Source organism: Tranquillimonas rosea (genome assembly GCF_900111315.1).
Taxonomy (GTDB): Bacteria; Pseudomonadota; Alphaproteobacteria; order Rhodobacterales; family Rhodobacteraceae; genus Tranquillimonas; species Tranquillimonas rosea.
In genome coordinates this window covers 1-20860 of the sequence record NZ_FOGU01000002.1, presented here as the reverse complement: position 1 = coordinate 20860, position 20860 = coordinate 1, and the positions used below count along the sequence as shown (strand labels likewise).

Genomic DNA, 20860 nt, shown 5'->3' with positions numbered 1-20860 from the left:
CTCAGGAAGGAGGACCACCGATGAAAGACCTCAAGTTCACCGAAGATCTCAGCCGGGACGACGTGACCCTGATGGCGCTGAGCGCCAAGAAGAAATCCGGCCTGACATGGGAGGACATCGCCAAGGAGGTCGGCATGTCGCCGGTCTGGACCCACGCCGCCGCGACCGGAATGGCCGGGATGCCGCAGGACAAGGCCGAAACGCTGGTGCGCGTGCTGGACCTGCCGGCCGAGGCGGTCGACGTGCTGACCGAGTGCCCCAGCAAGGACTGGAGCCGCGACATCCCCACCGATCCCTGCATCTATCGCCTCTACGAGATCGCCGGCGTCTACGGCCCCTCGTTCAAGGCGCTGGTGCACGAGAAGTTCGGCGACGGCATCATGTCGGCGATCGACTTCGACATGGAGGTCACGCGCGTCGAGGATCCCAAGGGCGACCGCGTAAAGGTCGAGATGACGGGCAAGTTCCTGCCCTACAAGCAGTGGTAAACTGACCGCGGCGGGCGGCGGCGCGTGCCGCCGCCGCCCGTGCCGCCTCAGCGCTTGCGCTTCATCGCCTCGGAGAGCGCATCCCCGAACGAGCCCTTGCCGCCGTCCTTGGCCGGGGGCTTGCCGCCCCGTCCCGATTTCTGCGGCGCGCCCTTGGCCGGTGCCTTGCGCTCCTTGGCCGGCTGCGGCCGGTCGCCGCCCGCGCCGCCGTCCTTGCGCATGCTCAGGCCGATGCGATTGCGCGGCACGTCCACCTCGGTGACGCGGACCTTCACCACGTCGCCCGCCTTCACCACCTCGTGCGGGTCCTTCACGAACCGGTCGGCCAGCTGGCTGATATGCACCAGCCCGTCCTGGTGCACGCCGATATCCACGAAGGCGCCGAAGGCGGCCACGTTCGTCACCGTGCCCTCGAGCGACATGCCGGGCTTGAGGTCGGTGATGCTCTCGACGCCCTCGGCAAAGCTCGCGGTGCGGAAGCTGGGGCGCGGGTCGCGGCCCGGCTTTTCCAGCTCGGCGAAGATGTCGCGGACGGTGGGCAGGCCGAACGTCTCGTCGACGAAATCCTCGGCCCGGAGCCCCCGGAGCGCACTGTCGTCCCCCATGATCGACCGGATGTCGCGGCCGCAGGCCTCCACCACCCGCCGGGCCACGGCGTAGGCCTCGGGGTGGACGGCCGAGGAATCCAGCGGTTCGGCCCCATCGCGGATGCGCAGGAAGCCGGCGCATTGCTCGAACGCCTTGGGCCCGAGCCCGCCGACCTTGAGCAGCGCCTTGCGCGAGGCGAACGCGCCCTGTGCGTCCCGGTGGCTGACGATCGACTGCGCCAGCGACGGCCCCAGCCCCGCCACGTGCGCCAGCAGCGGGGCGGACGCGGTGTTGAGGTCGACGCCGACGGCGTTCACCGCATCCTCGACCACCGCCTCGAGCGATTTCGACAGGCGCCGCTGGTCGACGTCGTGCTGGTACTGGCCGACGCCGATCGACTGCGGCTCGATCTTCACCAGCTCGGCCAGCGGATCCTGAAGACGCCGCGCGATCGAAACGGCGCCGCGCAGCGACACGTCGACGTCCGGAAACTCGCGCGCGGCCAGTTCCGACGCGGAATAGACCGAGGCCCCCGCCTCGGACACGACGACCTTGGTGGGCCGCGCGGCGCCGTCGGGCAGCCGGCCCAGCAGGTCGGCCACGAAACGCTCGGTCTCGCGGCTGGCGGTGCCGTTGCCGATGGCGATCAGCTCGACCCCGTGGGTGCGGATCAGCCGCGCGATCACCTCTTCCGCGCCGCGCAGGTCCTTGCGCGGGGCGAAGGGATAGAGCGTCGCCGTCTCGACCAGCCGCCCGGTCGCATCCACCACTGCGGCCTTCACGCCGGTGCGCAGGCCGGGATCGAGGCCCAGCGTCGGGCGGGCGCCGGCGGGCGCGGCAAGCAGCAGGTCCTTGAGATTGCGGGCAAAGACCTCGATCGCCTCGTCATGGGCGCGGCGTCGCAGCTCGGTCATCAGGTCCATGTACATCGTCAGGCTCAGCTTGACCCGCCACGTCCACTCGGCCGCCTCGCGCAGCCAGCGGTCGCCGGGGGCGCCGTCACCGGACAGGCCCAGCTCGGCCGCGATCATGCCCACCGCGCGGGGCACGCCGGTGTCGGGGTCTGGGGCAATGTCGATGGTGACGATCTCTTCCTTCGACGCCCTGAGGATCGCCAGTGCCCGGTGGGAGGGGATCTTCGACCACGGCTCGCGGTGGTCGAAATAGTCCGAGAACTTCGCCCCCTGCTCTTCCTTGCCGGGGGTGACGCGGGCGGCGATCATCGCCTCCTGCCGCATGAAGTCGCGCATCCGGCCCAAGAGCGCGGCGTTCTCGGACAGCTCTTCGCCGAGGATGTCGCGCGCGCCGGTCAGCGCCTCCTTCACGCCGGGCACCGCGTCCGAGACATAGCCCTGCGCCAGCGCCTGCGGATCGGCCGAGCGGTCGGCCATGATCGCGCGCAGCAGCGGTTCGAGCCCGTTCTCGCGCGCGATCATCGCCTTGGTGCGCCGCTTGGGCTTGTAGGGCAGGTAGATGTCCTCGAGCGCGGCCTTGGTCTCGGCCTTGGCGATGTCGCGGGCCAGCGCGTCGGTCAACTTGTCCTGGTCCCGGATCGACTGGAGGATCGTCGCGCGGCGGGATTCGAGGTCGCGCAGGTAGGTCAGCCGGTCGGCCAGCGTCCGCAGCTGTGTGTCGTCGAGGCCGCCCGTCACCTCCTTGCGGTAGCGGGCTACGAAGGGAACGGTCGCCCCGCCGTCAAGCAGGCCGACCGTGGCGGTGACCTGCGCGGGCGTGGCGCCGATCTGGCCGGCGATGGTGCGGGAAATGCGGTCTGCGACGCTGTCCAAGGCATGCTCCTGCGCTGGTGGGGAGTGCGGTGATACCGCCCCCGGAGCCCGCCGCCAAGGGCCGTGCCGCCTACATCGCCGATGTCACGGCATAGCCCACGACCCCCGCCGCGACCACGACCAGCAGGTAGCCCAGCATCATCAGCGCCCCGTCGCGCAGGGTGATCGCCAGCCCGAACGCCGCGATCGCTGCCATCGGGGCGGTGCTGGCGAAGGGCACGAGTTCCAGCGGCGGGACGGTCACGCAAAGCGCGACGCACATCACCGAGGCCAGCCACCGCATCGTCGCGGTCGTCAGCTGCGGAAAGCGGCCGGGAAACCAGCGGTCGATCCGGCGCGCGACCGGCATCAGCTTGTCCGCCGCGGTCCCGACCCGCTCGCCATTGGTCGACAGACGCCACAGCGGACCGGGAAGCCACATCGACCTGCGGCCGATGGCGACCTGCCCGGCAAACAGGATGACCAGCACGGCGAGCAGCGTGGGCAGCCCCGGAATCCCGCCGAGGGGGGTGATCTCGATCAGGGCGGGGATGAAGATGAAGGGACCGTAGCCCTTCTCGCCGACCGTCTCGACGACGTCCCCGACCGAGACCTTGTCCTGTCTCCCGGCGAGCGAGCGCATGGCGCCGAGGATGTCCTGAATCGTGCCGTTGCTGCTCACGGAGCCTCCGTTGCGGCGTGTCCCGAGCGGGGGGCCCTGCCCCGCGCCTCAATCCTCAAGGCTGTCTTTCTTCTTCTCCTCGACGAGCTTGCGTTCCTCGGCCTTGCGCTCGAGGAAGCGGTCGCCATAGCCCTCGACCTCGTTCTCGGAAATCTCTTCGCGGGCGCGCGCAAACACCTCGTCCTCTTCCTCGTCGATATGGTGCAGGTAGTCATGCTCGAGCGTGCGGAACTTCTGGATCCAGCCGGAGCTCGACATGTCCATGCCGTTGAGCTCTTCCATCAGGTCGTCGAGTTCCTGGTGCTCGTGCACGGAATGGCGCGCGGCGTCCTGGCCCCAGGTCTGCGAGATCAGCTTGGAATAGAACGTCTCTTCCTCGGCCGCGGCATGGGACTTCACCTCGTGGTAGAAGGTGTCCCACGCCTTTTTCCGCTTGTCGCTGGCGCCCTCGGTGTCGCCGATCGTCCTGAGCAGCGCGCGGTGCTCTTCGTGGTCCTGCTTGATGGCGTCGTAGATGGATGGCATCGCATACTCCTTGGCTTGTTTCCTGGCTCGCAGAGAGGTTAGCCCACGGCGACCGATAGGCCACACCGACGCGCGGGCGGACGTGGCGCCGTCAGCCGGTCTGGCCGGCGAGACGGAAGGCGCGCTGCCACGCCGAGTAGATGTAGGTGGCGGACCACGTCAGCACCATGAACCCGCCGAGCGACTGCATCAGCCCGACGAGACGGATCGCACCGGCGCTCTTCATCTCGGTGTAGCCCAGCGTCACGAAGCTCATCCCCGAGAAATAGACGAGGTCGCCGAAGGTGCGCCCCCCGGTCTGGATCAGCTGGCCGAAGACCGGGCGCAACGGGTCCGATTGCAGGGCGAGATAGGCGACGGCCCACAGCAGGATCTCGGCGGTGTGCAGCACGAGCAGGCCCATGAACACGGTGAGGATCGTCCGGTTCGGCTGCCACTTGTCATAGCCGCTGATGCGCTCGAGCGCGCGCAGGCCGAAATGGTGGATCACCCCCATGACCGCCACCAGGATGAAACCGACGATAAGTCCCAAGACGCGCCTCCGCTCTGCGATACACGAGTGCGCAATGGCGCTCGGGCGCGATGCGTTCCCGAAGCGACGGCGGGGAGGCTGAAAATGGTGGACCGGGATGGACCGCATGCCCCCGCGGTATCGGGGTCAGAGAAGGCGACGGGGCGCGGGACCCCGCCGCAAGGCCGGGGTCAGCCCCAGCAGATCTCGGACGCGCGGTCGGGCGTGATGGACCCGACACCCTCGGCCGGATCGTCGGTCACGAGGTTAACGCCGGTGTCGTAGAAATCCTTGCCCTCGGTCGTCTCGAACGCCTTGCCCTCGCGCACGGCGGCGGCGATGGCGGCGATGCCCTCGGACGCCATGCGCAGCGGGTATTGCTGGGCGGTGGCGTCGATCACGCCGTCGGCCACGTTGGCCACGCCCGGACAGCCGCCGTCCACGGCCACCACCGTCACGTCACCGGCCAAGCCGAAGGCGTCGAGTGCCTCGTAGGCGCCGGCGGCGGCGGGTTCGTTGATCGCGTAGACGACGTTGATGTCCGGATCGCGCTGCAGGAGGTTCTCCATCGCGGTGCGGCCGCCTTCCTCGCTGCCCTGGGTGACGTCGTTGCCGGAGATCCGCTCGTCCTCTTCGTCGCCCCAGACGTCGGGATCGTTCAGGTCGATGCCCATCCCGTCCAGGAAGCCCTGGTTGCGCAGGACGCCGACGCTGGACTGGCTGGTCAGGCCGTTCAGCAGCGCGATATGCGCGTCCGCCGCCCCGTCGCCCAGCTTGGCCCTGGTCCAGCGACCGATGGCCTGCCCGGCGGCGAAGTTGTCGGTTGCAAAGGTGCCGTCCGCCGCATCGAGCGGGTCGAGCGGCGTGTCCAGGGCGAGTACCATGATCCCCGCCTCCTGCGCCTGCTGGACCTTGGGCACGATGCCGCTGGTATCGGAGGGGACCAGGAGGATTCCGTCGACGCCGTCGGCGATGCAGGTCTCGATCGCGCCGATCTGGCTCTGGCTGTCGCCGTCGATCCGGCCCGCGAAGGTCTTGAGATCGACGTTCAGCTCTTCGGCCTTCTGCTGCGCGCCCTTCTTCATCGCGACGTAGAACGGGTTGGTGTCCGTCTTGGTGATGAGGCAGGCGGACACGTCCTGCTGATCCTGCGCCATGGCGGCCGCCGGAATCAGCGTGGCCGCCGCCGCGAGCACTCCCCAAAGCTTTTGCGTCATCATCGTCGTCTCCTCCCTAAGATCCTGTCACGCCGTTCGAACACGCGATGCGCGACCCTGCCGGACGGGGGCGCGTCACGGCGCTGATGCGCGCGGACCCCGGAGCCGGATGGAGGAAGCGTAGGAAGACGGAGATTTCTTGCAAGAACTTCGGCCGGCTGCAACTTCTTGCAGTTACTCCGCCGCGGCCGCCAGCAATCTTGCCGCCGTCTCGGCGTCGGTGGCCAGCGCGTTCACCAGGCCGCCCCGAACGGCCGCACCGATCGCGTCCACCTTCTCCGGCCCCATCGCCACGCCGAAGCGGCAGGGCACGCGGCGCAGCTCGTCGAAGGTGATCGAGATCGTCCGCGCCTCGAACGCGGCGCTCACGGGGCGGCCCATGTGGTCCATGAAGCGGGCGCAGATCGTGCCGGCCCCGCCCTCGGAAATCACCTGCGCCAGCTGCGCCTCGGTGAACAGACCGTCCTGCACCGTCGACGATTGCGGTGACAGCGTGCCGATCCCCACCACCGCGATGTCGAGCGCGGCATAGAGCCGTTCGAGCACGCGGAACGCCTCGGTCCCGCGCAGAACGGCGGCCTGCTCTTCCGAGTCCAGCAGCGCCGGCAACGGCAGGATGCGCGCCCGGCCCTTGAGCGTGTCGGCGAAGCGGCGGCAGATGCGACCCGTGTGACTGTCCTCTTCGGCGCGGCCCACGCCGCCGATCAGCGTGACGACATCCGCGTCCCGCGCCGCCAGCGGCGACAGCTCGGCGGCGACATGCGCGACGCTCTGGCCATTCGACACGCCGACGACGCTACCGTCCTCGATCCGGTCGACGATCGCGCGGGCGGCGGCGCTGCCCAGGATGCGCAGGGTCTCGGCGGCGGTGCCCCGGCAGCGCACCGCAATCGCCTCGTCCAAATCGAACCGCGACCGCAGCGCGCGTTCCAGGTCGAAGTCGCGGTAGGCGCTCTCGACCACGCGGATCTCGATCAGGCCGCGCTCGCTCGCCTCGGACAGGTAGCGGCTCACCGTGGCGGCGGAGACACCCAGCGAGTCCGCGATCTCGGTCTGCGTGAGGTTCCGCTCGTAGCGCATCCGCGCCACCTTGAGCAGCGTCGCCAGGTCACGGGCGGGCCGCGGCATCCCTCTCAGGCCCCCAGGCTTTGAAAAGTGGGCGACAGCGCGGGGTAGAGCGCGCGGAATTGCGCCAGCCGCGGGGCATAGGCGGCGTGGCGCGCGGGGTCGGGCGCGATGCGCTCTGCCGTTTCCCACGGCGGTCCGAGATCGTCGAGCGCCGCGCCCGTCGCCGCGGCGCGGGCCAGCCGGGCGGCGCCGAGCGCCGGGCCCACTTCGCCGCCTTCGCCCCGGACGAGGGTGGCGCCCAGCACGTCCGCGATGGTGCGACACACCACGTCCGAGCGGCTGCCGCCGCCGATCACCAGCATTTCGTCCGGCGCCGCCCCGATCGCGTCGCGCCCGTCGGCCAGGGAAAAGGCCAGCGCGTCGATCATCGCGCGGGCCAGCTCCCACCGCTCGGTCCCGCCTGACATGCCCACGAACGCCGCGCGCGCGCTCATGTCGTCGTGCGGCGTCCGCTCGCCCGAAAGGTAGGGCAGCGCAAGCAGCGCGCCGGGGCCGTCGGGCTGCGCCTCGACCTCTGCCAGCAGGGCCGCGACATCCGCGTAGCCCAGCCAGTCTGCGGTGGTGTCGAGCGCGCCGGAGCCGTTCAGAAGCGCCGCCATGTCGAACCATGTCCCGCCGACCGCATGGGCGAAGGAATGGACGAGCCGTCCGGTATTGGGTCGATAGGCCGCGCGGGCCGCGAAGACCTGCGCCGACGTGCCGAGCGAGATCATCGCGTCCCCCTCGCGCACGACACCCAGCCCGACGGCCCCGGCCGCGACATCCCCCGCCCCCGTGGCGACCGGCAGGCCCGGCGGCAGGCCCCAGCGCCGGGCGAGCGGCTCTCGCAGGTGCCCGGCCACGTCGCCCGAGGGCAGCAGCGGCGGACAGGTCAGCCCGTCCGCCCCGCAGGCCGAGAGGGTGGCCGCGTCCCAGCACCCCGACGCCTGATCGTAGAGCCAGCTGCCCGCCGCGTCCGACGGATCGGTGGCCCAGGCGCCGGTCAGGTAGTGGCGTAGGACATCCTTGGGAAAGACAAAGCGTTCGGCTGCGGAAAGGGCGTCTGGATCGTGACGCGCGGTCCACAAGAGCTTCGGCCCGGTGAACCCCGCCATCGGGCGCACACCCAGCCGGTCGTCGTAGCCCAGGCCCGCAAGCTCTCGCGCTTCGTCGTGGGCGCGGAAGTCGTTCCACAGGGATGCCGGGCGCACCGGAGCGCCCAGGGCGTCGAGCAGGACGAGGGCGTGCATGTGCCCCGCCACCCCGATCGCCCCGACCTGCGGCAGCAGCGCGCCGTCCGACGCGGCCAGCGCATCCATCGCGGTCTCGAACGCCGCGATCCACTCGCCGGGCGCCTGCTCGACCCGTCCGGGCGCCGGGCGGGCGGTGGCGACGGGGCACCGTGCGCTGGCCAGGACTCGGTCGGCGGCATCGGCGACGATCACCTTGATCGACGAGGTCCCCAGATCCACACCAAGATACATCCCGTTCCTCCGGGGCGGTCGCTGCCGGCGAACCGAAGCATGGGGGGCCGGCGACGGCAAGATCAGCGCCCGAGACGCTTTCGGATCGCGTCCGCCACCGCGTCGACGGTCAGGCCCATCGCGGTGAACACCTCGGACCCCGGTGCCGACAGGCCGAACCCGTCGAGGCCGAAGGCATGGTGCCGATGCATCACGTAATCCGACCAGCCCTGACGTGACCCGGCCTCGACCGAGAAGCGGGGCACGTCGCCCAGCACGGCCTCGCGCAGGGACGCGGGCTGGTCCTCGAATACCGCGCAGCACGGCATCGAGACGACGGCGATGTCGATGCCTGCGTCGGCCAGGCGCGTGCGGACATGCAGGGCCAGCGCCACCTCGGTACCCGTGGCGATCAGCGTCGCCTCGCGCGTGCGCTCGGCCTCGGCGACGACGTAGGCGCCCTGCCGCGCGGGCATGCCCTCGACCGGTCCGGAGCGCACGGCAGGCGTCTTCTGGCGCGACAGGATCATCGCGCTCGGGCCTTCGCCGGACAGCGCGTCGAGCCAACATTCCAGCGTCTCGGCCGCATCGGCGGGGCGGTAGACGCGCAGGCCCGGTATCGCCCGCAGCGCCGCGATCTGCTCGATCGGCTGGTGGGTCGGGCCATCCTCTCCGACGCCAATGGAATCGTGAGTGAACACGAACACCGCCCTGAGCTTCATCATCGCGGCAAGCCGCAGGGCCGGACGGGCATAGTCGCTGAAGGCGAGATAGGTCGCGGCATAGGGCACCAGCCCGCCGTGACAGGCGATCCCGTTCACCGCGGCCGCCATCGCGTGTTCGCGCACGCCATAGCTCATGTGCTGCGCGGCGAATCCCGTCTCCGAGCGGTCCTTCATCCCCGGCGCCAGCGACAGGACGCTGCCGGTCAGGTCGCCCGATCCGCCGAACAGCCGCCCGGGCATGACGCCGAAGGCCACGCCCAGGGCGCGCTGGCCGGACTTCCGCGTAGGCTCGGCCGGCGGTGCCTTCCGCAGTTCGTCGAGTTCCGACAGGATGGCGGTCTCGAGCACGGCGGGCATCTCGGGACCGTGGGCCGCGCGGAACGCGTCCGCTTGCGGGTGATCGGCAAGGCGGGCCTCCCAAGCCTCACGCGCGGACTGGCCCCGGCGGCCGGCCGCATGCCAGGCGCCCGCGATCCTGTCTGGCACCTCGAACGGGCCCGCCGTCCAGCCCAGGGCCGCGCGCAGCCCCTCCAGCTCTTCCGCGCCCAGGGGGGCGCCATGCGCGGTGTTCGAGCCCTCTTTCGTGGGCGCGCCGAACCCGATCCGCGTGCGGGCGGCAATCAGGGTGGGCCGCGGGCTGGCGGCCGCCTGATCGAACGCCCGGCGGATCTCGTCGTAATCGTGCCCGTCGATCCGGATCGTGTCCCAGTTCGCGGCCGCGAAGCGCGCGACGTGATCCTCGGACGTGGCCAGCGCCGTCGGCCCGTCGATCGTCGTGGCGTTGTCGTCGAACACCAGCGTCAGCTTCGACAGCCCCAGGTGCCCGGCCAGCGAGACCGCCTCCTGCGCGACGCCTTCCATCAGGCAGCCGTCGCCGCAGAACGCGAAGGTCCGGTGATCGACCAGATCGTCGCCCCACCGCGCGGCCAGCAACTGTTCGGCCAGCGCCATGCCCACCGCGTTGGCCACCCCCTGCCCCAGCGGCCCGGTCGTCACCTCGATGCCCGGCGGCTCGTTGAATTCGGGGTGTCCCGTGGCGCGCGAGCCCAGTTGGCGGAAGCGCCGGATGTCGTCGAGGTCGGGCGCAGCGTAGCCCGCGAGGTGCAGCAGGCTGTATTGCAGCATCGAGCCGTGGCCGTTCGACAGCACGAAGCGGTCGCGGTCGGGCCAGTCCGGCCGGGCGGCATCGTATTTCAGCACGTCCGTGAACAGCACCGTCGCAATGTCGGCCATCCCCAGCGGCATGCCCGGATGTCCCGACTGCGCGGCCTCGACCGCATCGGCCGAGAGGAACCGGATCGCATTCGCCATGTCGCGCACCGCGACCCTCTCGTCGAAATCGACCGCCATCGGGTTCCTCCTGGTTCCACACCCCGCGTCGACGATCACCCGCCGTGCAGGTTATTGCAATTTGGGTTTCATTCTGAAAATCGTTGCATATTGACGCTACGGAGCCCGGGCCGCACATGCGGCTCGACCTTCGGCGGGCATTTTCCTAGACAGTGCGGATGGATTACTTCGGAATCGCCGTCGCGGTCGTGGCGCTCGCCTTTGGCGGTGTGCTCAAGGGGGCCACCGGTGCGGGTGCGCCACTCTTGGCGATTCCCCTGCTGTCCATGCTCTACAACGTGCCGCTGGCCGTCGCAGTGTTCACCGTGCCGAACCTCGTCTCGAACCTGTGGCAAGGGTGGCACTTTCGCCACGACCGGCCGCGCCCGGTGCTGACATGGGGGTTCGCCATCGCGGGCGCCGTGGGCGCGGCACTCGGCTCGGCGATCCTCGTGTCCTTCGCGCCGGAGATGCTGCTGCTGACGGTCGCGCTGGCGGTGGTGCTGTACGTGGCGTTCCGGCTCGCCCGCCCTGACTGGTCGCTCGGGCTGGACCTCGCGGCGCGGATCGCGGCGCCGGTGGGGTTCTTGGGCGGCATCCTCCAGGGGGCCACGGGGATCTCGGCGCCAGTGTCGATCACATTCCTCAACGCCACGGGGCTGGAGCGGCGGCAATTCATCGCCACGATCGCGGTTTTCTTCTCGGCCATGTCGTTCGTGCAGATTCCGTTTCTCTACGCGTTCGAGGTGCTGACGCCAACGCGGCTCGCGCTGAGCGGGCTGGCGCTGGTGCCTCTGCTCGCGGGGATGCCGCTGGGCGCGGCGCTGGCGCGGCGGTTCGACAAATCGACCTTCGACACCATCATCCTCGCGATTCTCGCGGCGATCGCGCTGCGTCTGTTCTGGTCCGCCCTGGCCTGACCGGCCGCCGCTAGACCGTCTCGGCCTGCCGCAGCACTGCGCGGGTCTCTTGCGGGACGACATCGCGGCCGAACCGCGACACCAGCGCCGACATCACCCCGCCAAGGACGTTGCGGCGATGCTCGGGCGCGACGAACAGGCGGCCCGAGACATAGGTGACCCAGCGCAGCTTCCCCCGCGCCGTCGCCACGTCGAGGGAGTCGAGCACCCGGTCGAAATCCGCGGTGTCGAGCCGTCCATCCGGCGAGCGAAAGAGCAGCGACAGGCGCTTCACCGCCTCGGGCTGCGCCCGTCCCAGCCGGTCCAGCGCGCGGGCAAGGCCGGCCCAGTCACCCGCGGCCTGGTACGTCGTACATTCCAGCACCTCGACATAGCCCTTCACGAAATCCATTGGCTCCGGCGCCTGGATCGCCATCGCGCGCTCGTAGCACTTCAGGGCCGTCGGGATGTCGCCCTCGAACATCCGGAACTGGCCGTAGGCGACATAGGCACTGGCAAGGGCGGTCGAGCGCGCATAGGCGTCCTCGGCAATCTCCAGCGCCATGCTGCGGTACCCGCGATCGAGGAAATACAACAGCTTGGCCGCCATCAGGACGAGAGAGGGATTGTCCTGCACGCCGGGCAACGCCTCGAGGACGAGGCGCTCCATCTCGTCCTCGTCCTGCGCGCGGAAATCCTGCTCGGGGAGGATGGTCAGCGCCTTGACGTATTTCGAATGGATGTTGAGCGCCAACAGCAGCCGAGATTGCGAATCCTCCGAGGACGACACCACGGTGCGCAGCCGGCGCCGAGTCTCGACCCAGGTCTCGCGCGCGGCGAACGGACTGGTCGCGACGTGCAGCCGGACGGGCAGCGAATGGTCCGAGGGGGTCAGGTCGCTGTCGACGAACGCCTCGGACCGCCACAGCGCGCCCTCGACCTCCTGCGCGACCGTCTGCGCCGCATCGCGCAGCTGGGGCAGCGTCCGGTCATCGGTGTCGGTCACGCGGTAGCGCGACAGGTGCAGCACGCGCACGCCATCGCGGTAGAGCGCCACGACCGCGTCGAGGCCGCGACCCCCAGGTGCGAAGGTCACCTCGACATGGAATTGCGGCCCCTCCGTCATGCGCGAGGGCGCGTAGTCGTATGCCACGACGACCTCGCGCCCGCCGACGAGGCTCAGCTGAATCCGGCGGGCAAGTTCGTCGCAGAAATCGCCGGCGCAGGCAGCCAGCCCCGCCTGTTCGGGGAGCCCCCGCACCGGGCCCACCGCCAGGAAGGCGTTCGCGACGTCCGCGCCCGCCGGCGTCTGCGCCGCGATCCAGGCATATCCCTCGCCGTATTGCGTGCGAATAAACGTGGGCGTCCGCGCCGAATCCGACAGCTTGCGCCGCAGACGGTTGATAAGGAAATCGACGTTGCGGTCCGCGCTTTCCAGCCCCGCCTCTTCCAGCACGTCGAGCAGGCGCTCGCGCCCCACGACGCGGCCGGCATCCTGCACGAGACGTTCGAGAACGAGGCGTTCGGAGCGGGTGAACGTGATCTCCTCGCCGGAGGGCCAGCGTCCCCAGGAAAAGTCCGGTGCAAAGTCGATGGGTCCGGCGCGCCGAGTCTGCATGGCGGTTTCCCCCTCAAACGTATCGTGTCTCAAATCACTGCACGGCCACCGGCCGGGGCCAGCAACGCGTTCGAAATGCCACCGCCGCGCCACTTGACGCTGCGGCAAGGGGAAACGGTCGCACAGAAAAAGGGCGGCGCATAGAGCGCCGCCAGTTTGGTACCACTTAGAGAGATCGTGTGCCGCGACCCTCAGCTCTTCCGGACGCAGTCCGGACAGAGCGACTCCGCCTGCCTCAGGGCCGTTGACGGAGCCGCCTCAAGCACCTCCCAGAACTCGCGAAAGGGCGAGCGGCACTGGCGGCACAGTGGGACCTCGGCTCGCGGCATCACGCGACGCCCACTGAAAAAGACACGAAAGAAATGACGGATCATCACCGGGTCCTCCTCGATCAAGCGTCGAGGCCCAGACCACACCAGGATTCTTGCGAGAATATTTGAGATCGGGCCGGTCCCGCCCTCTTTTGGACGGGACCGCGATGCGGCATCAACCCGAGCGGGTCGTGGCCCTCTTGGGATACAGCACGACCCGCGCGCCCTCGGGGACCTGCTTGTACAGCAGCTTGATGTGCTCGTTGGTCAGGCCCGCGCATCCGTTCGAGACGGCGCGGCCGATCGTGTTGACATCGTTGGTGCCATGGATCCGCAGGAACGTGTCGCCCCGCCCGTCCTGGAAGAGATAGAGCGCGCGCGCGCCCAGAGGGTTGTCCGGTCCGCCCTCCATGCCGTCCTCGGCGTATTTCTCGTACTTCTCGGGCTCCCGCTCGATCATGCCGGGCGTCGGCGTCCAGGAGGGCCATTTCTTCTTGGCGCCGACATAGAACTCTCCGGCCTCGTACAGGTCGTCGCGCCCCACCCGGATGGCGTATTCCCAGGCCTTTCCCTCGGGCAGCGTCCAGTACAGGCGGAAATGATCCGGGGCGACATGGACTTCGCCTGCCGGAAGGGCGTCGCGCAGGGTAACGATGCGGGGCGGCATGACCGCCGGCTCCGAGGCCTCTTGCGCGAAGGCGGGCGTCATCAGCCCGAGGCCGAGACTGCCGACAGCCCCCGTGATCAATTCTCTGCGGTTCATGGAACACCTCCTTTCCGGCATGCTTCGTCAGGCGCAACGTGCCGGACACCGTTCGGGGGCCAACCTTATGAGAAACTTAACGACTTTGCCGTCCGACACGACGCCCCAAGCCGGTCCTCAGGGGTTCAGGGTCTCCAGTCCGGGGAGATCTGCACCGCCGCCCCGGTTTCGTGCGAGACGATGGCCGCCTCCACCAGACGCTGCGCCTCGAGCCCGTCGCGCATCCCGGCCAGCGGCTGGGTACCCTCGGCGATCATCGACGCGAAGGCGTCCATCTCGTCGCGGTAGGCCTGGGCGAACCGGTCGATGAAGTAGTTCTCGGGCGGCGGGGCCAGGGCACCGTCGGGCGTATCGACCCGCAGAGTGGTACGGGGCCTGTTCTCGACGAACAGCACCTCGCCGGCGCAGAGCGCCTCGAGCCGCTGGTCATAGCCCATCGGCCCCCGCCGGCAGTTCACGACCTGCGCAAGCCGGCCCGAGCGCGTCGTCAGGGTGATCATCAGCGTGTCGATGTCCCCGGCCGCCCCCAATTCGGGCGAGATCAGGCACGAGCCCACCGCGTAGACCGTGGCGATGTCCTCATCCAGCAGGAACCGCGCCATGTCGAGGTCATGGATCGCGGTGTCGCGGAACATGCCCCCCGAGGTCGCGACATAGGCGGCGGGCGGCGGACCGGGATCGCGCGACTGCATGATCAGGTGCTCCAGCCGCCCGGCCGCGCCGCTTGCGATCCGGTCGCGCGCGGCCCGGAACGAAGCGTCGTAGCGGCGCTGGAAACCCAGCATCGCCGGGATGCCCGCCTCCTGCACCTTCTCCGCCACCTCCTCGACCTGGGCGAAATCCAGACTGATCGGCTTTTCGCAGAACACCGCCTTGCCCGCGTCGGCCGCGCGGCGCAGCAGGTCGGCGTGGCTGTCGGTGGAACTGGCGATGACGATGCCATCCACGCGGTCATCGGCGAACACGTCGTCGGCACCGGCCACCTGCGCCCCGGTCTCGGCGGCCAGCGCCGCGCAGGCCGCATCGGCGACCGGATCGACCAGGTGGCTCAGCGTCACCGCCGGATGGGCGTCGGCGTTGCGGGCATGCACCCCGCCGATGCGGCCTGCGCCGAAGACGGCGATGCGGAGGGGGGTGTTCTTGGTGTCGGTCATCCGTCGCGTTCCAGGATCCATTCGACTTCCGGTGCGGGGAGGAAGCGCCATTTTCGCAGGGGTCCGGCCATGACGTTGAGGTAGTACATCTCGAAGCCGTGGGGGGCGCCGCAGGGGTGGTGGCCGCGGGGGACGCAGACCACGTCGCCGTCCTGCACCGCCATCGTCTCGTCGAGGGAGCCGTCGTCGGTATAGACCCGCTGCACGCCGAAGCCCGAGGCCGGGTTCAGGCGGTGGTAATAGGTTTCCTCCAGGTAGGTGACGCGGGGAAAGTCGTCCTCGTCGTGGCGGTGGCTGGGGAACGACGACCAGTGGCCCGCCGGGGTGAACACCTCGGTCACCAGCAGCGCGTCGCAGTAATCCTCGGCCTCCATCGCGATGTTGTTGATGTGGCGGGTGTTGGTGCCGGTGCCCCGCTCGGTCAGCGCGATCCCCTCGGGGCCGATGCGCCGGGCGGCATGGCCGCCGCGGCCGGGGGCCGAGCAGACCGCGACGACGCAGTCGGTCTCGGCCGTGGCCTGCCACGCGCTGCCGTCCGGCAGGTAGAGGCAATGCGGCGGCGTCTTCTCGAACACGTCCATCCGGTCGCCGAGCACGCCCCAGTCCCGGCCCGCGCCGGTGATCGCGGCCTTGCCCTCGACCATCACCAGGACGACCTCGCGGTCGCCGGTCGCGGCGCCGGCGCTCTCGCCCGCCCGGAGCCGGTGCAGCGCGAAGCCGACATAGCGCCAGCCCGCGCTCTCGGGCGTGATCCGGTGGACCTCGCCATGGGTGCCGAAGGGTCTGTGCAGCAGATGGCTCATGTCTCGCCGTCCTTGTCGTGGTCGTCGGGTGTGTCGGTGGTGTCGGGGCCGGGCGTGTAGGTGACGAAGAGCGCCCAGGTCACCCAGGCCGCCAGCGCCAGGAACAACAGCGCCCAGCCGGCATTGCCGGCCGAGAGCTCGACCAGCCCCCAGCCGGCGGTCACCGCCAGCAGCACGATCCGCACCCAGAGCGGGCGGAACCACGGATGGGTGGTGTCGAACATGCGCTCACGCCCCCCCGGCCGCGGCGGCATCGAGCCCGGTCTCGGCCGCCATGCGCCTGAGCACCGCGAGGCCCATGGACTGGTAGCGCACCGGGTCGCGCACCGCGCTGTCCTGTTCGGCCTCGATCACGAGCCAGCCGGAATAGCCGCCCTCGGCCGCCGCGCGCAGCACCGGCTCGAAGGCCACGGCGCCCTCGGGATCGCCCGGCACCGTGAAGGCGCCGCGCCGCACCCCCTCGAGGAAGGACAACCCGCCCGCGCGCACCTCGGCGGCGATGTCGGCGCGGACGTTCTTGGCATGGATGTGGCTCACCCGACCGATGTACTCCCGCGCCAGCGCCGCCGGGTCGGCGCCGCCGAACCAGGCATGCCCGGTGTCGAGCAGCAGCCGGGTATGGGGGCCCGCCATCTCCATGAAGCGGCGGATGTCGGCCTCGCTCTCGACGATGGTGCCCATGTGGTGATGATAGCCCATCGCCATGCCCTCCTCGTGGGCCACCCGGCTCAGTTCCTCGTAGCCGGCCGAGAAGCGGTCCCACTCGGCCCCGGTCATCACCGGGCGGTCGTTCACCGGCACCCCGTCCGAGCCGTGCACCGTGTTCGAGCATTCGCAGGCATTGATGTGGTCGCCCCCCGCCGCCCGGGTGAACGCGATCCATTCGCGCAGGGCCGCGACCTCGTCCGCGATGTCCCGGACGAGCAGGTTGGTCGAGAACCAGCCCGCGGCGAACCGCAGGCCGTGGCGCTCCAGCGCCGCCTTCAGTGCGGCGCCGTCATCGGGCATCTTGTGGCCCTTCTCGATCCCCTCGAAGCCGATCCGCGCGGCGTCCGAGAGGCATGTCTCGAGGCTGATGTGATCGCCGATCGACCAGTCGTCGTCGTTCGACCAGGCGATGGGGTTCGTGCCGTACAGGATCATTCCGGTCCTCCCTGCCGTCCGGCGCGCGTCAATCGTGGACGCGCTGCTGCGCGGCGTTTGCGTCGTAGCGCTCGCGCGCCTCTTCCAGGCGCGCCGGGCCGCCGGTCCGGGGCACCGCGACATCCCACCAGGCGCCGCCGGCGCCGGTGCCGGGACCGGCATCGGTGTCGATCACGATGACCGAGGGGACATCGCGCCCGCGGGCCTCGACGATCCTCGCCTCGAGATCGGCGATCCCCGCCGCCTTCACCGCATGAGCCCCCATCGACGCGGCATGGGCGACGAAGTCGATCCGCGGCCACACGTCGCTGTCCTTGTACAGGTTGTTGAACTCGGCCCCGCCGCAGCCGATCTGCAGCCGGTTGATGCAGCCGTAGCCGGCGTTGTCGGTCAGAACCACGGTGAACGGCACGCGCCGCGCCGCCGCCGTGGCCAGCTCGGAGTTCGCCATCATGTAGCTGCCGTCGCCGACGAAGCAGATCACCTCCTTCTCGGGCGCGGCGAGCTTGATCCCCATCGCCCCGGCGACCTCGTAGCCCATGCAGGAATAGCCGTATTCCATGTGGTAGCCGCCCGGCGCCGCCTGCCACAGGACCTGCAGCGCCCCCGGCATCGTACCGGCCGCGCACATCGCCACGGTGTTCTCCCGCGCGACCCGCTGCACCGCGCCGATCACCTGCGCGTCGGTGGGCAGATTGTCCGGGCCGTCGTTTTCGGGCAGGGCGGTGACGGTCGCGACCGCCGCGTGCCAGTCGGTCCGCGCCTTCGGATCGTGCGCCTCGAACCGCGTGTCATCCAGCAGACCGGTCAGCCGCTCCAGCGCCACCCGCGCGTCGGACACCAGCGGCGTGGCCATGTGCTTGGCCGCGTCGTGGGGATGCAGGTTGATCGACACCAGCCGCCTCTCGGGGTTGCGGAAGGCCGTCCAGCTCGCGGTGGTGAAGTCCTGGAACCGCGTGCCCACCCCGATCACCAGGTCCGCCGCGGCGCAGAGATCGTTGCCGCAGGCCGACCCCGTCACCCCGGGCGAGCCGAAGTTCAGCGGATGCGCCGCCGCCAGCGCGCCCTTGCCCGCCTGGGTCTCGACCACCGGCACGTTCAGCGCCTCGGCGAAGGCCGCCAGCGCGTCCTCGGCGCCGGAATAGAGCACTCCGCCGCCCGACACGATCACCGGCGTCTCGGCGGACCGGATGAGATCCGCCACCTCCGCGACCTCGCGCGGGTCGGGTTCGGGCCGGCGGATGCGCCAGACCCGCGGCTCGAAGAAGTCCGCCGGATAGTCGAACGCCTCGGCCTGCACGTCCTGGCAGAAGGCCAGGCAGACCGGCCCGCAATTCTGCGGATCGGTCATCACCTGCAGCGCCCGCGGCAGGCAGGTCATCAGGTGCTCGGGCCGGCTGATCCGGTCGAAGTAGCGGCTCACCGGCCGGAACGCGTCGTTCGCGCTGACCGTGCCGTCCTCGAAGTCCTCGATCTGCTGCAGCACCGGGTCGGGCCGCCGGTTGGCGAAGACGTCGCCCGCGATCAGCAGCACCGGCAGGCGGTTCACATGCGCCAGCGCGCAGGCCGTCACCATGTTCGTCGCCCCCGGCCCGATCGACGAGGTCACCGCCATCGCCTTGCGCCGCTTCTGCGTCTTGGCATAGGCGATCGCGGCATGGGCCATGGTCTGCTCGTTCTGGCCGCGCCAGGTGGGAAGCGCGTTGCCCATCCCCTGCAGCGCCTCGCCGATCCCGGCCACGTTGCCGTGCCCGAAGATCGCCCAGACGCCCTCGATGAAGCGCTCGCCGTCTTCCGTCATCTGCGCCGCCAGCCAGCGCGTCATCGCCTGCGCCGCGGTCAGCCGGATCGTCGTCATCGCCCGGTCTCCTTCCCTGTCGTCCCTCATGCCGCGTCCCGCTCGGCCGCGGCGCGCGCCGCGTCCCAGATCCCGCAGAGCCGCGCGTAATTGTCCCGCATCCGCGCCACCGCCGCCTCGTCGCCGATCCGGCCCGCGAACCAGTCCCGCGCCGCCGCCCCGAAGATCGTCCGCCCCACGGCAAAGCCCTTCACCAGCGGGAACCGCGCCGCGCGGGCAAAGCGCGCCGCCAGTGCCTCTTCCGCCGCGTCGAGCCCCAGCACCACGATCCCGCGCGTGTGCCGGTCGTGCCGCTCGATCGCCGCCACCGCCGCCGCCCAGGCGGCATCGCTGTCGAACGGCTCGAGCTTCCACCAGTCGGGATGCACACCCCAGCCATAGACCCGCTCGATGATCCGCGCCGTGGTCTCCGTGTCGACCGGGCCCACCGTCGAGGGGATCACCTCGAGCAGGAATTCCAGACCGTTGCGGCGCGCGGCGTGGAACAGCCGCGTCACCGTCGCCTCCTGGTCCGCCCACATCCCGGCATCGTCGTCGGGATGGCAGAAGCACAGGCACTTCACCACCTGGTCGCGCGGCCAGTTCCGCAGCCCGCCCAGGTCCGGCCCCGTCTCGGGCTCGAGCCGCAGCGGCCGCGACCCCGGCCATTCCACCGGCCGCCCGGTCCACAGGCCGGTGCCCGCGGCGCGGAACAGCGCCTCCTGCCCCAGCCGCCCGTCGCACAGGATGCCGTGGCCGCCCTGCCCCCGCGCGACCGCCTGCGCCGCCTCCAGGCACAGCTCCTTGAACCGCCCGATCCGCGCAGGATCCGCGCCCTCCATCTCTTCGAGCTGCGCCCGGTGGTCGAAGGCGAAGACCCGCATCGTCGACCAGTCGCCGTGCCGGTTGGTCGCCCAGTGGACCTGCTCCAGTTCGGCGTCGTTGCGCAGGTCGGGGCGCACGATGCCGCGGTCGAAGAAGAATTGCAGCTCTTCCCAGCTGGGATAGGCCGGCGTGCAGCCATGCCGGCTGACCGCCAGCGCGCCGCAGGCATTGGCGTATTTGAGCGTCACCGGCCAGGCCTCCCCGTCGAGCCAGCCCTTCAGCAGACCCGACATGAACCCGTCGCCCGCGCCGAGCACGTTGAACACCTCGATCGCGAAGCCCGGCCCCGACTGCCCCTCGTCGAGGCTCTCGGGGATCGCGCCCTCGAACGCCACCGCCCCCATCGGCCCCCGCTTGCAGACCAGCGTCGCCGCCGACACCGCACGCACCGCCCGCAGCGCCTCCAGCGTGTCGGTCGAGCCGCCGGCAATGTGGAACTCCTCCTCGGTGCCCACGATCAGGTCGAAATGGGGCAGCACCTCCTGCAGCGCCCGCGTCACCTCGGCGGATTCCACGAACCGGCTCTCGCCCTCCCCGTGGCCCGCCACGCCCCACAGGTTCGGGCGGTAGTCGATGTCGAGCGCGGTCCGCCCGCCCTGCGCCTTCGCCAGCTCCAGCGCCTTGAGCACCGCCGCGCGGGGCGTCGGGTGGCTCAGATGCGTCCCCGTCGCCACCACCGCCCGCGCCGCGCCGACAAAGGCCGGGTCGATGTCGTCGGCGCACAGCGCCATGTCCGCGCAGTTCTCGCGGTAGAAGATCAGCGGGAACCGCTCGCGGTCGCGGATGCCCAGGATCACCAGCGCCGTCAGACGCTCGGGGTCGGTCCGCACCCCCTCCACCGACACCCCGTGACGCTCCAGCTCCTCGCGGAGAAACCCACCCATGTGCTCGTCGCCAACCCGGCTGATCAGACCCGACCGCAGCCCGAGCCGCGCCGTCCCGCACGCCATGTTCGTCGGGGACCCGCCAATATACTTGTCGAACGACCCCATGTCCTCAAGACGACCCCCAACCTGGCTGCCGTAAAGATCAACCCCAGAACGGCC

18 protein-coding genes are annotated in these 20860 nt (G+C 70.2%); 2 read left to right on the top strand and 16 right to left on the bottom strand.

Annotation, left to right across the window (positions count from 1 at the left end; translation table 11 throughout):
* Positions 1 to 20: 20 nt before the first annotated feature.
* Complete coding sequence (gene cynS, locus BMZ25_RS03105; protein WP_092688275.1) at positions 21 to 488, top strand: cyanase; 468 nt, start codon at positions 21 to 23, stop codon at positions 486 to 488.
* A gap of 47 nt (positions 489 to 535) precedes the next feature.
* Here the strand turns inward: cynS and BMZ25_RS03100 are convergent, their stop codons facing one another.
* From BMZ25_RS03100 to tkt, 8 genes are all read right to left on the bottom strand, one after another.
* Positions 536 to 2863 carry a Tex family protein gene (locus BMZ25_RS03100; RefSeq protein ID WP_092688272.1) on the bottom strand — a complete coding sequence of 776 codons (2328 nt, stop codon included), beginning with the start codon at positions 2861 to 2863 and terminating at the stop codon, positions 536 to 538.
* Positions 2864 to 2933: 70 nt separating this feature from the next.
* A complete protein-coding gene (locus tag BMZ25_RS03095; RefSeq protein ID WP_092688269.1) occupies positions 2934 to 3524 on the bottom strand; it encodes an exopolysaccharide biosynthesis protein in 591 nt (196 codons plus the stop codon).
* Positions 3525 to 3572: 48 nt separating this feature from the next.
* Complete coding sequence (locus BMZ25_RS03090) at positions 3573 to 4049, bottom strand: hemerythrin domain-containing protein (RefSeq protein ID WP_092688266.1); 477 nt, start codon at positions 4047 to 4049, stop codon at positions 3573 to 3575.
* 91 nt (positions 4050 to 4140) lie between these two features.
* A complete protein-coding gene (locus tag BMZ25_RS03085) occupies positions 4141 to 4581 on the bottom strand; it encodes an ion channel (protein WP_177190367.1) in 441 nt (146 codons plus the stop codon).
* Positions 4582 to 4751: 170 nt separating this feature from the next.
* A complete protein-coding gene (locus BMZ25_RS03080) occupies positions 4752 to 5777 on the bottom strand; it encodes a substrate-binding domain-containing protein (protein ID WP_092689431.1) in 1026 nt (341 codons plus the stop codon).
* 174 nt (positions 5778 to 5951) lie between these two features.
* The gene (locus BMZ25_RS03075) at positions 5952 to 6905 is read right to left on the bottom strand and encodes a sugar-binding transcriptional regulator (RefSeq protein ID WP_092688263.1); all 954 of its coding nucleotides are present in this window, start codon (positions 6903 to 6905) and stop codon (positions 5952 to 5954) included.
* A gap of 5 nt (positions 6906 to 6910) precedes the next feature.
* Entirely contained in the window at positions 6911 to 8368 is a 1458-nt protein-coding gene (gene xylB / locus BMZ25_RS03070) for a xylulokinase (RefSeq protein ID WP_092688261.1), read from the bottom strand.
* Between the two features lie 62 nt (positions 8369 to 8430).
* Positions 8431 to 10422 (bottom strand): transketolase, encoded by a 1992-nt coding sequence (gene tkt, locus BMZ25_RS03065; protein WP_092688258.1) that lies wholly within the window; start codon positions 10420 to 10422, stop codon positions 8431 to 8433.
* A gap of 158 nt (positions 10423 to 10580) precedes the next feature.
* On the opposite strand from tkt, the gene BMZ25_RS03060 reads away from it, so the two are divergent.
* Positions 10581 to 11321 carry a sulfite exporter TauE/SafE family protein gene (locus BMZ25_RS03060; protein WP_092688255.1) on the top strand — a complete coding sequence of 247 codons (741 nt, stop codon included), beginning with the start codon at positions 10581 to 10583 and terminating at the stop codon, positions 11319 to 11321.
* Positions 11322 to 11331: 10 nt separating this feature from the next.
* Here the strand turns inward: BMZ25_RS03060 and BMZ25_RS03055 are convergent, their stop codons facing one another.
* From BMZ25_RS03055 to BMZ25_RS03015, 8 genes are all read right to left on the bottom strand, one after another.
* Positions 11332 to 12918, bottom strand: coding sequence for a winged helix-turn-helix domain-containing protein (locus BMZ25_RS03055; RefSeq protein WP_092688252.1), 1587 nt, complete (start codon positions 12916 to 12918; stop codon positions 11332 to 11334).
* Between the two features lie 486 nt (positions 12919 to 13404).
* A complete protein-coding gene (locus tag BMZ25_RS03045; RefSeq protein WP_092688246.1) occupies positions 13405 to 13992 on the bottom strand; it encodes a L,D-transpeptidase in 588 nt (195 codons plus the stop codon).
* A 125-nt stretch (positions 13993 to 14117) separates the two neighbouring features.
* Positions 14118 to 15146 (bottom strand): inositol 2-dehydrogenase, encoded by a 1029-nt coding sequence (gene iolG, locus BMZ25_RS03040; protein WP_092688243.1) that lies wholly within the window; start codon positions 15144 to 15146, stop codon positions 14118 to 14120.
* Positions 15143 to 15949 (bottom strand): 5-deoxy-glucuronate isomerase, encoded by an 807-nt coding sequence (gene iolB, locus BMZ25_RS03035; RefSeq protein ID WP_092688240.1) that lies wholly within the window; start codon positions 15947 to 15949, stop codon positions 15143 to 15145. Before iolB ends, iolG begins: the two co-directional genes overlap by 4 nt.
* Positions 15946 to 16173, bottom strand: a complete 228-nt coding sequence (locus BMZ25_RS03030) for a hypothetical protein (RefSeq protein ID WP_092689424.1) — start codon at positions 16171 to 16173, stop codon at positions 15946 to 15948. The genes iolB and BMZ25_RS03030 overlap by 4 nt, the downstream gene beginning before the upstream one ends.
* A gap of 4 nt (positions 16174 to 16177) precedes the next feature.
* Positions 16178 to 17092: a myo-inosose-2 dehydratase gene (gene iolE / locus BMZ25_RS03025; protein ID WP_092688238.1), complete on the bottom strand. Its 915-nt coding sequence runs from the start codon at positions 17090 to 17092 to the stop codon at positions 16178 to 16180.
* A 28-nt stretch (positions 17093 to 17120) separates the two neighbouring features.
* Positions 17121 to 18950 carry a 3D-(3,5/4)-trihydroxycyclohexane-1,2-dione acylhydrolase (decyclizing) gene (gene iolD / locus BMZ25_RS03020; protein WP_092688235.1) on the bottom strand — a complete coding sequence of 610 codons (1830 nt, stop codon included), beginning with the start codon at positions 18948 to 18950 and terminating at the stop codon, positions 17121 to 17123.
* Positions 18951 to 18976: 26 nt separating this feature from the next.
* Positions 18977 to 20860, bottom strand: a 1884-nt coding sequence (locus BMZ25_RS03015) for a bifunctional 5-dehydro-2-deoxygluconokinase/5-dehydro-2-deoxyphosphogluconate aldolase (RefSeq protein ID WP_092689420.1), incomplete at its 5' end; no start/stop codon positions are given.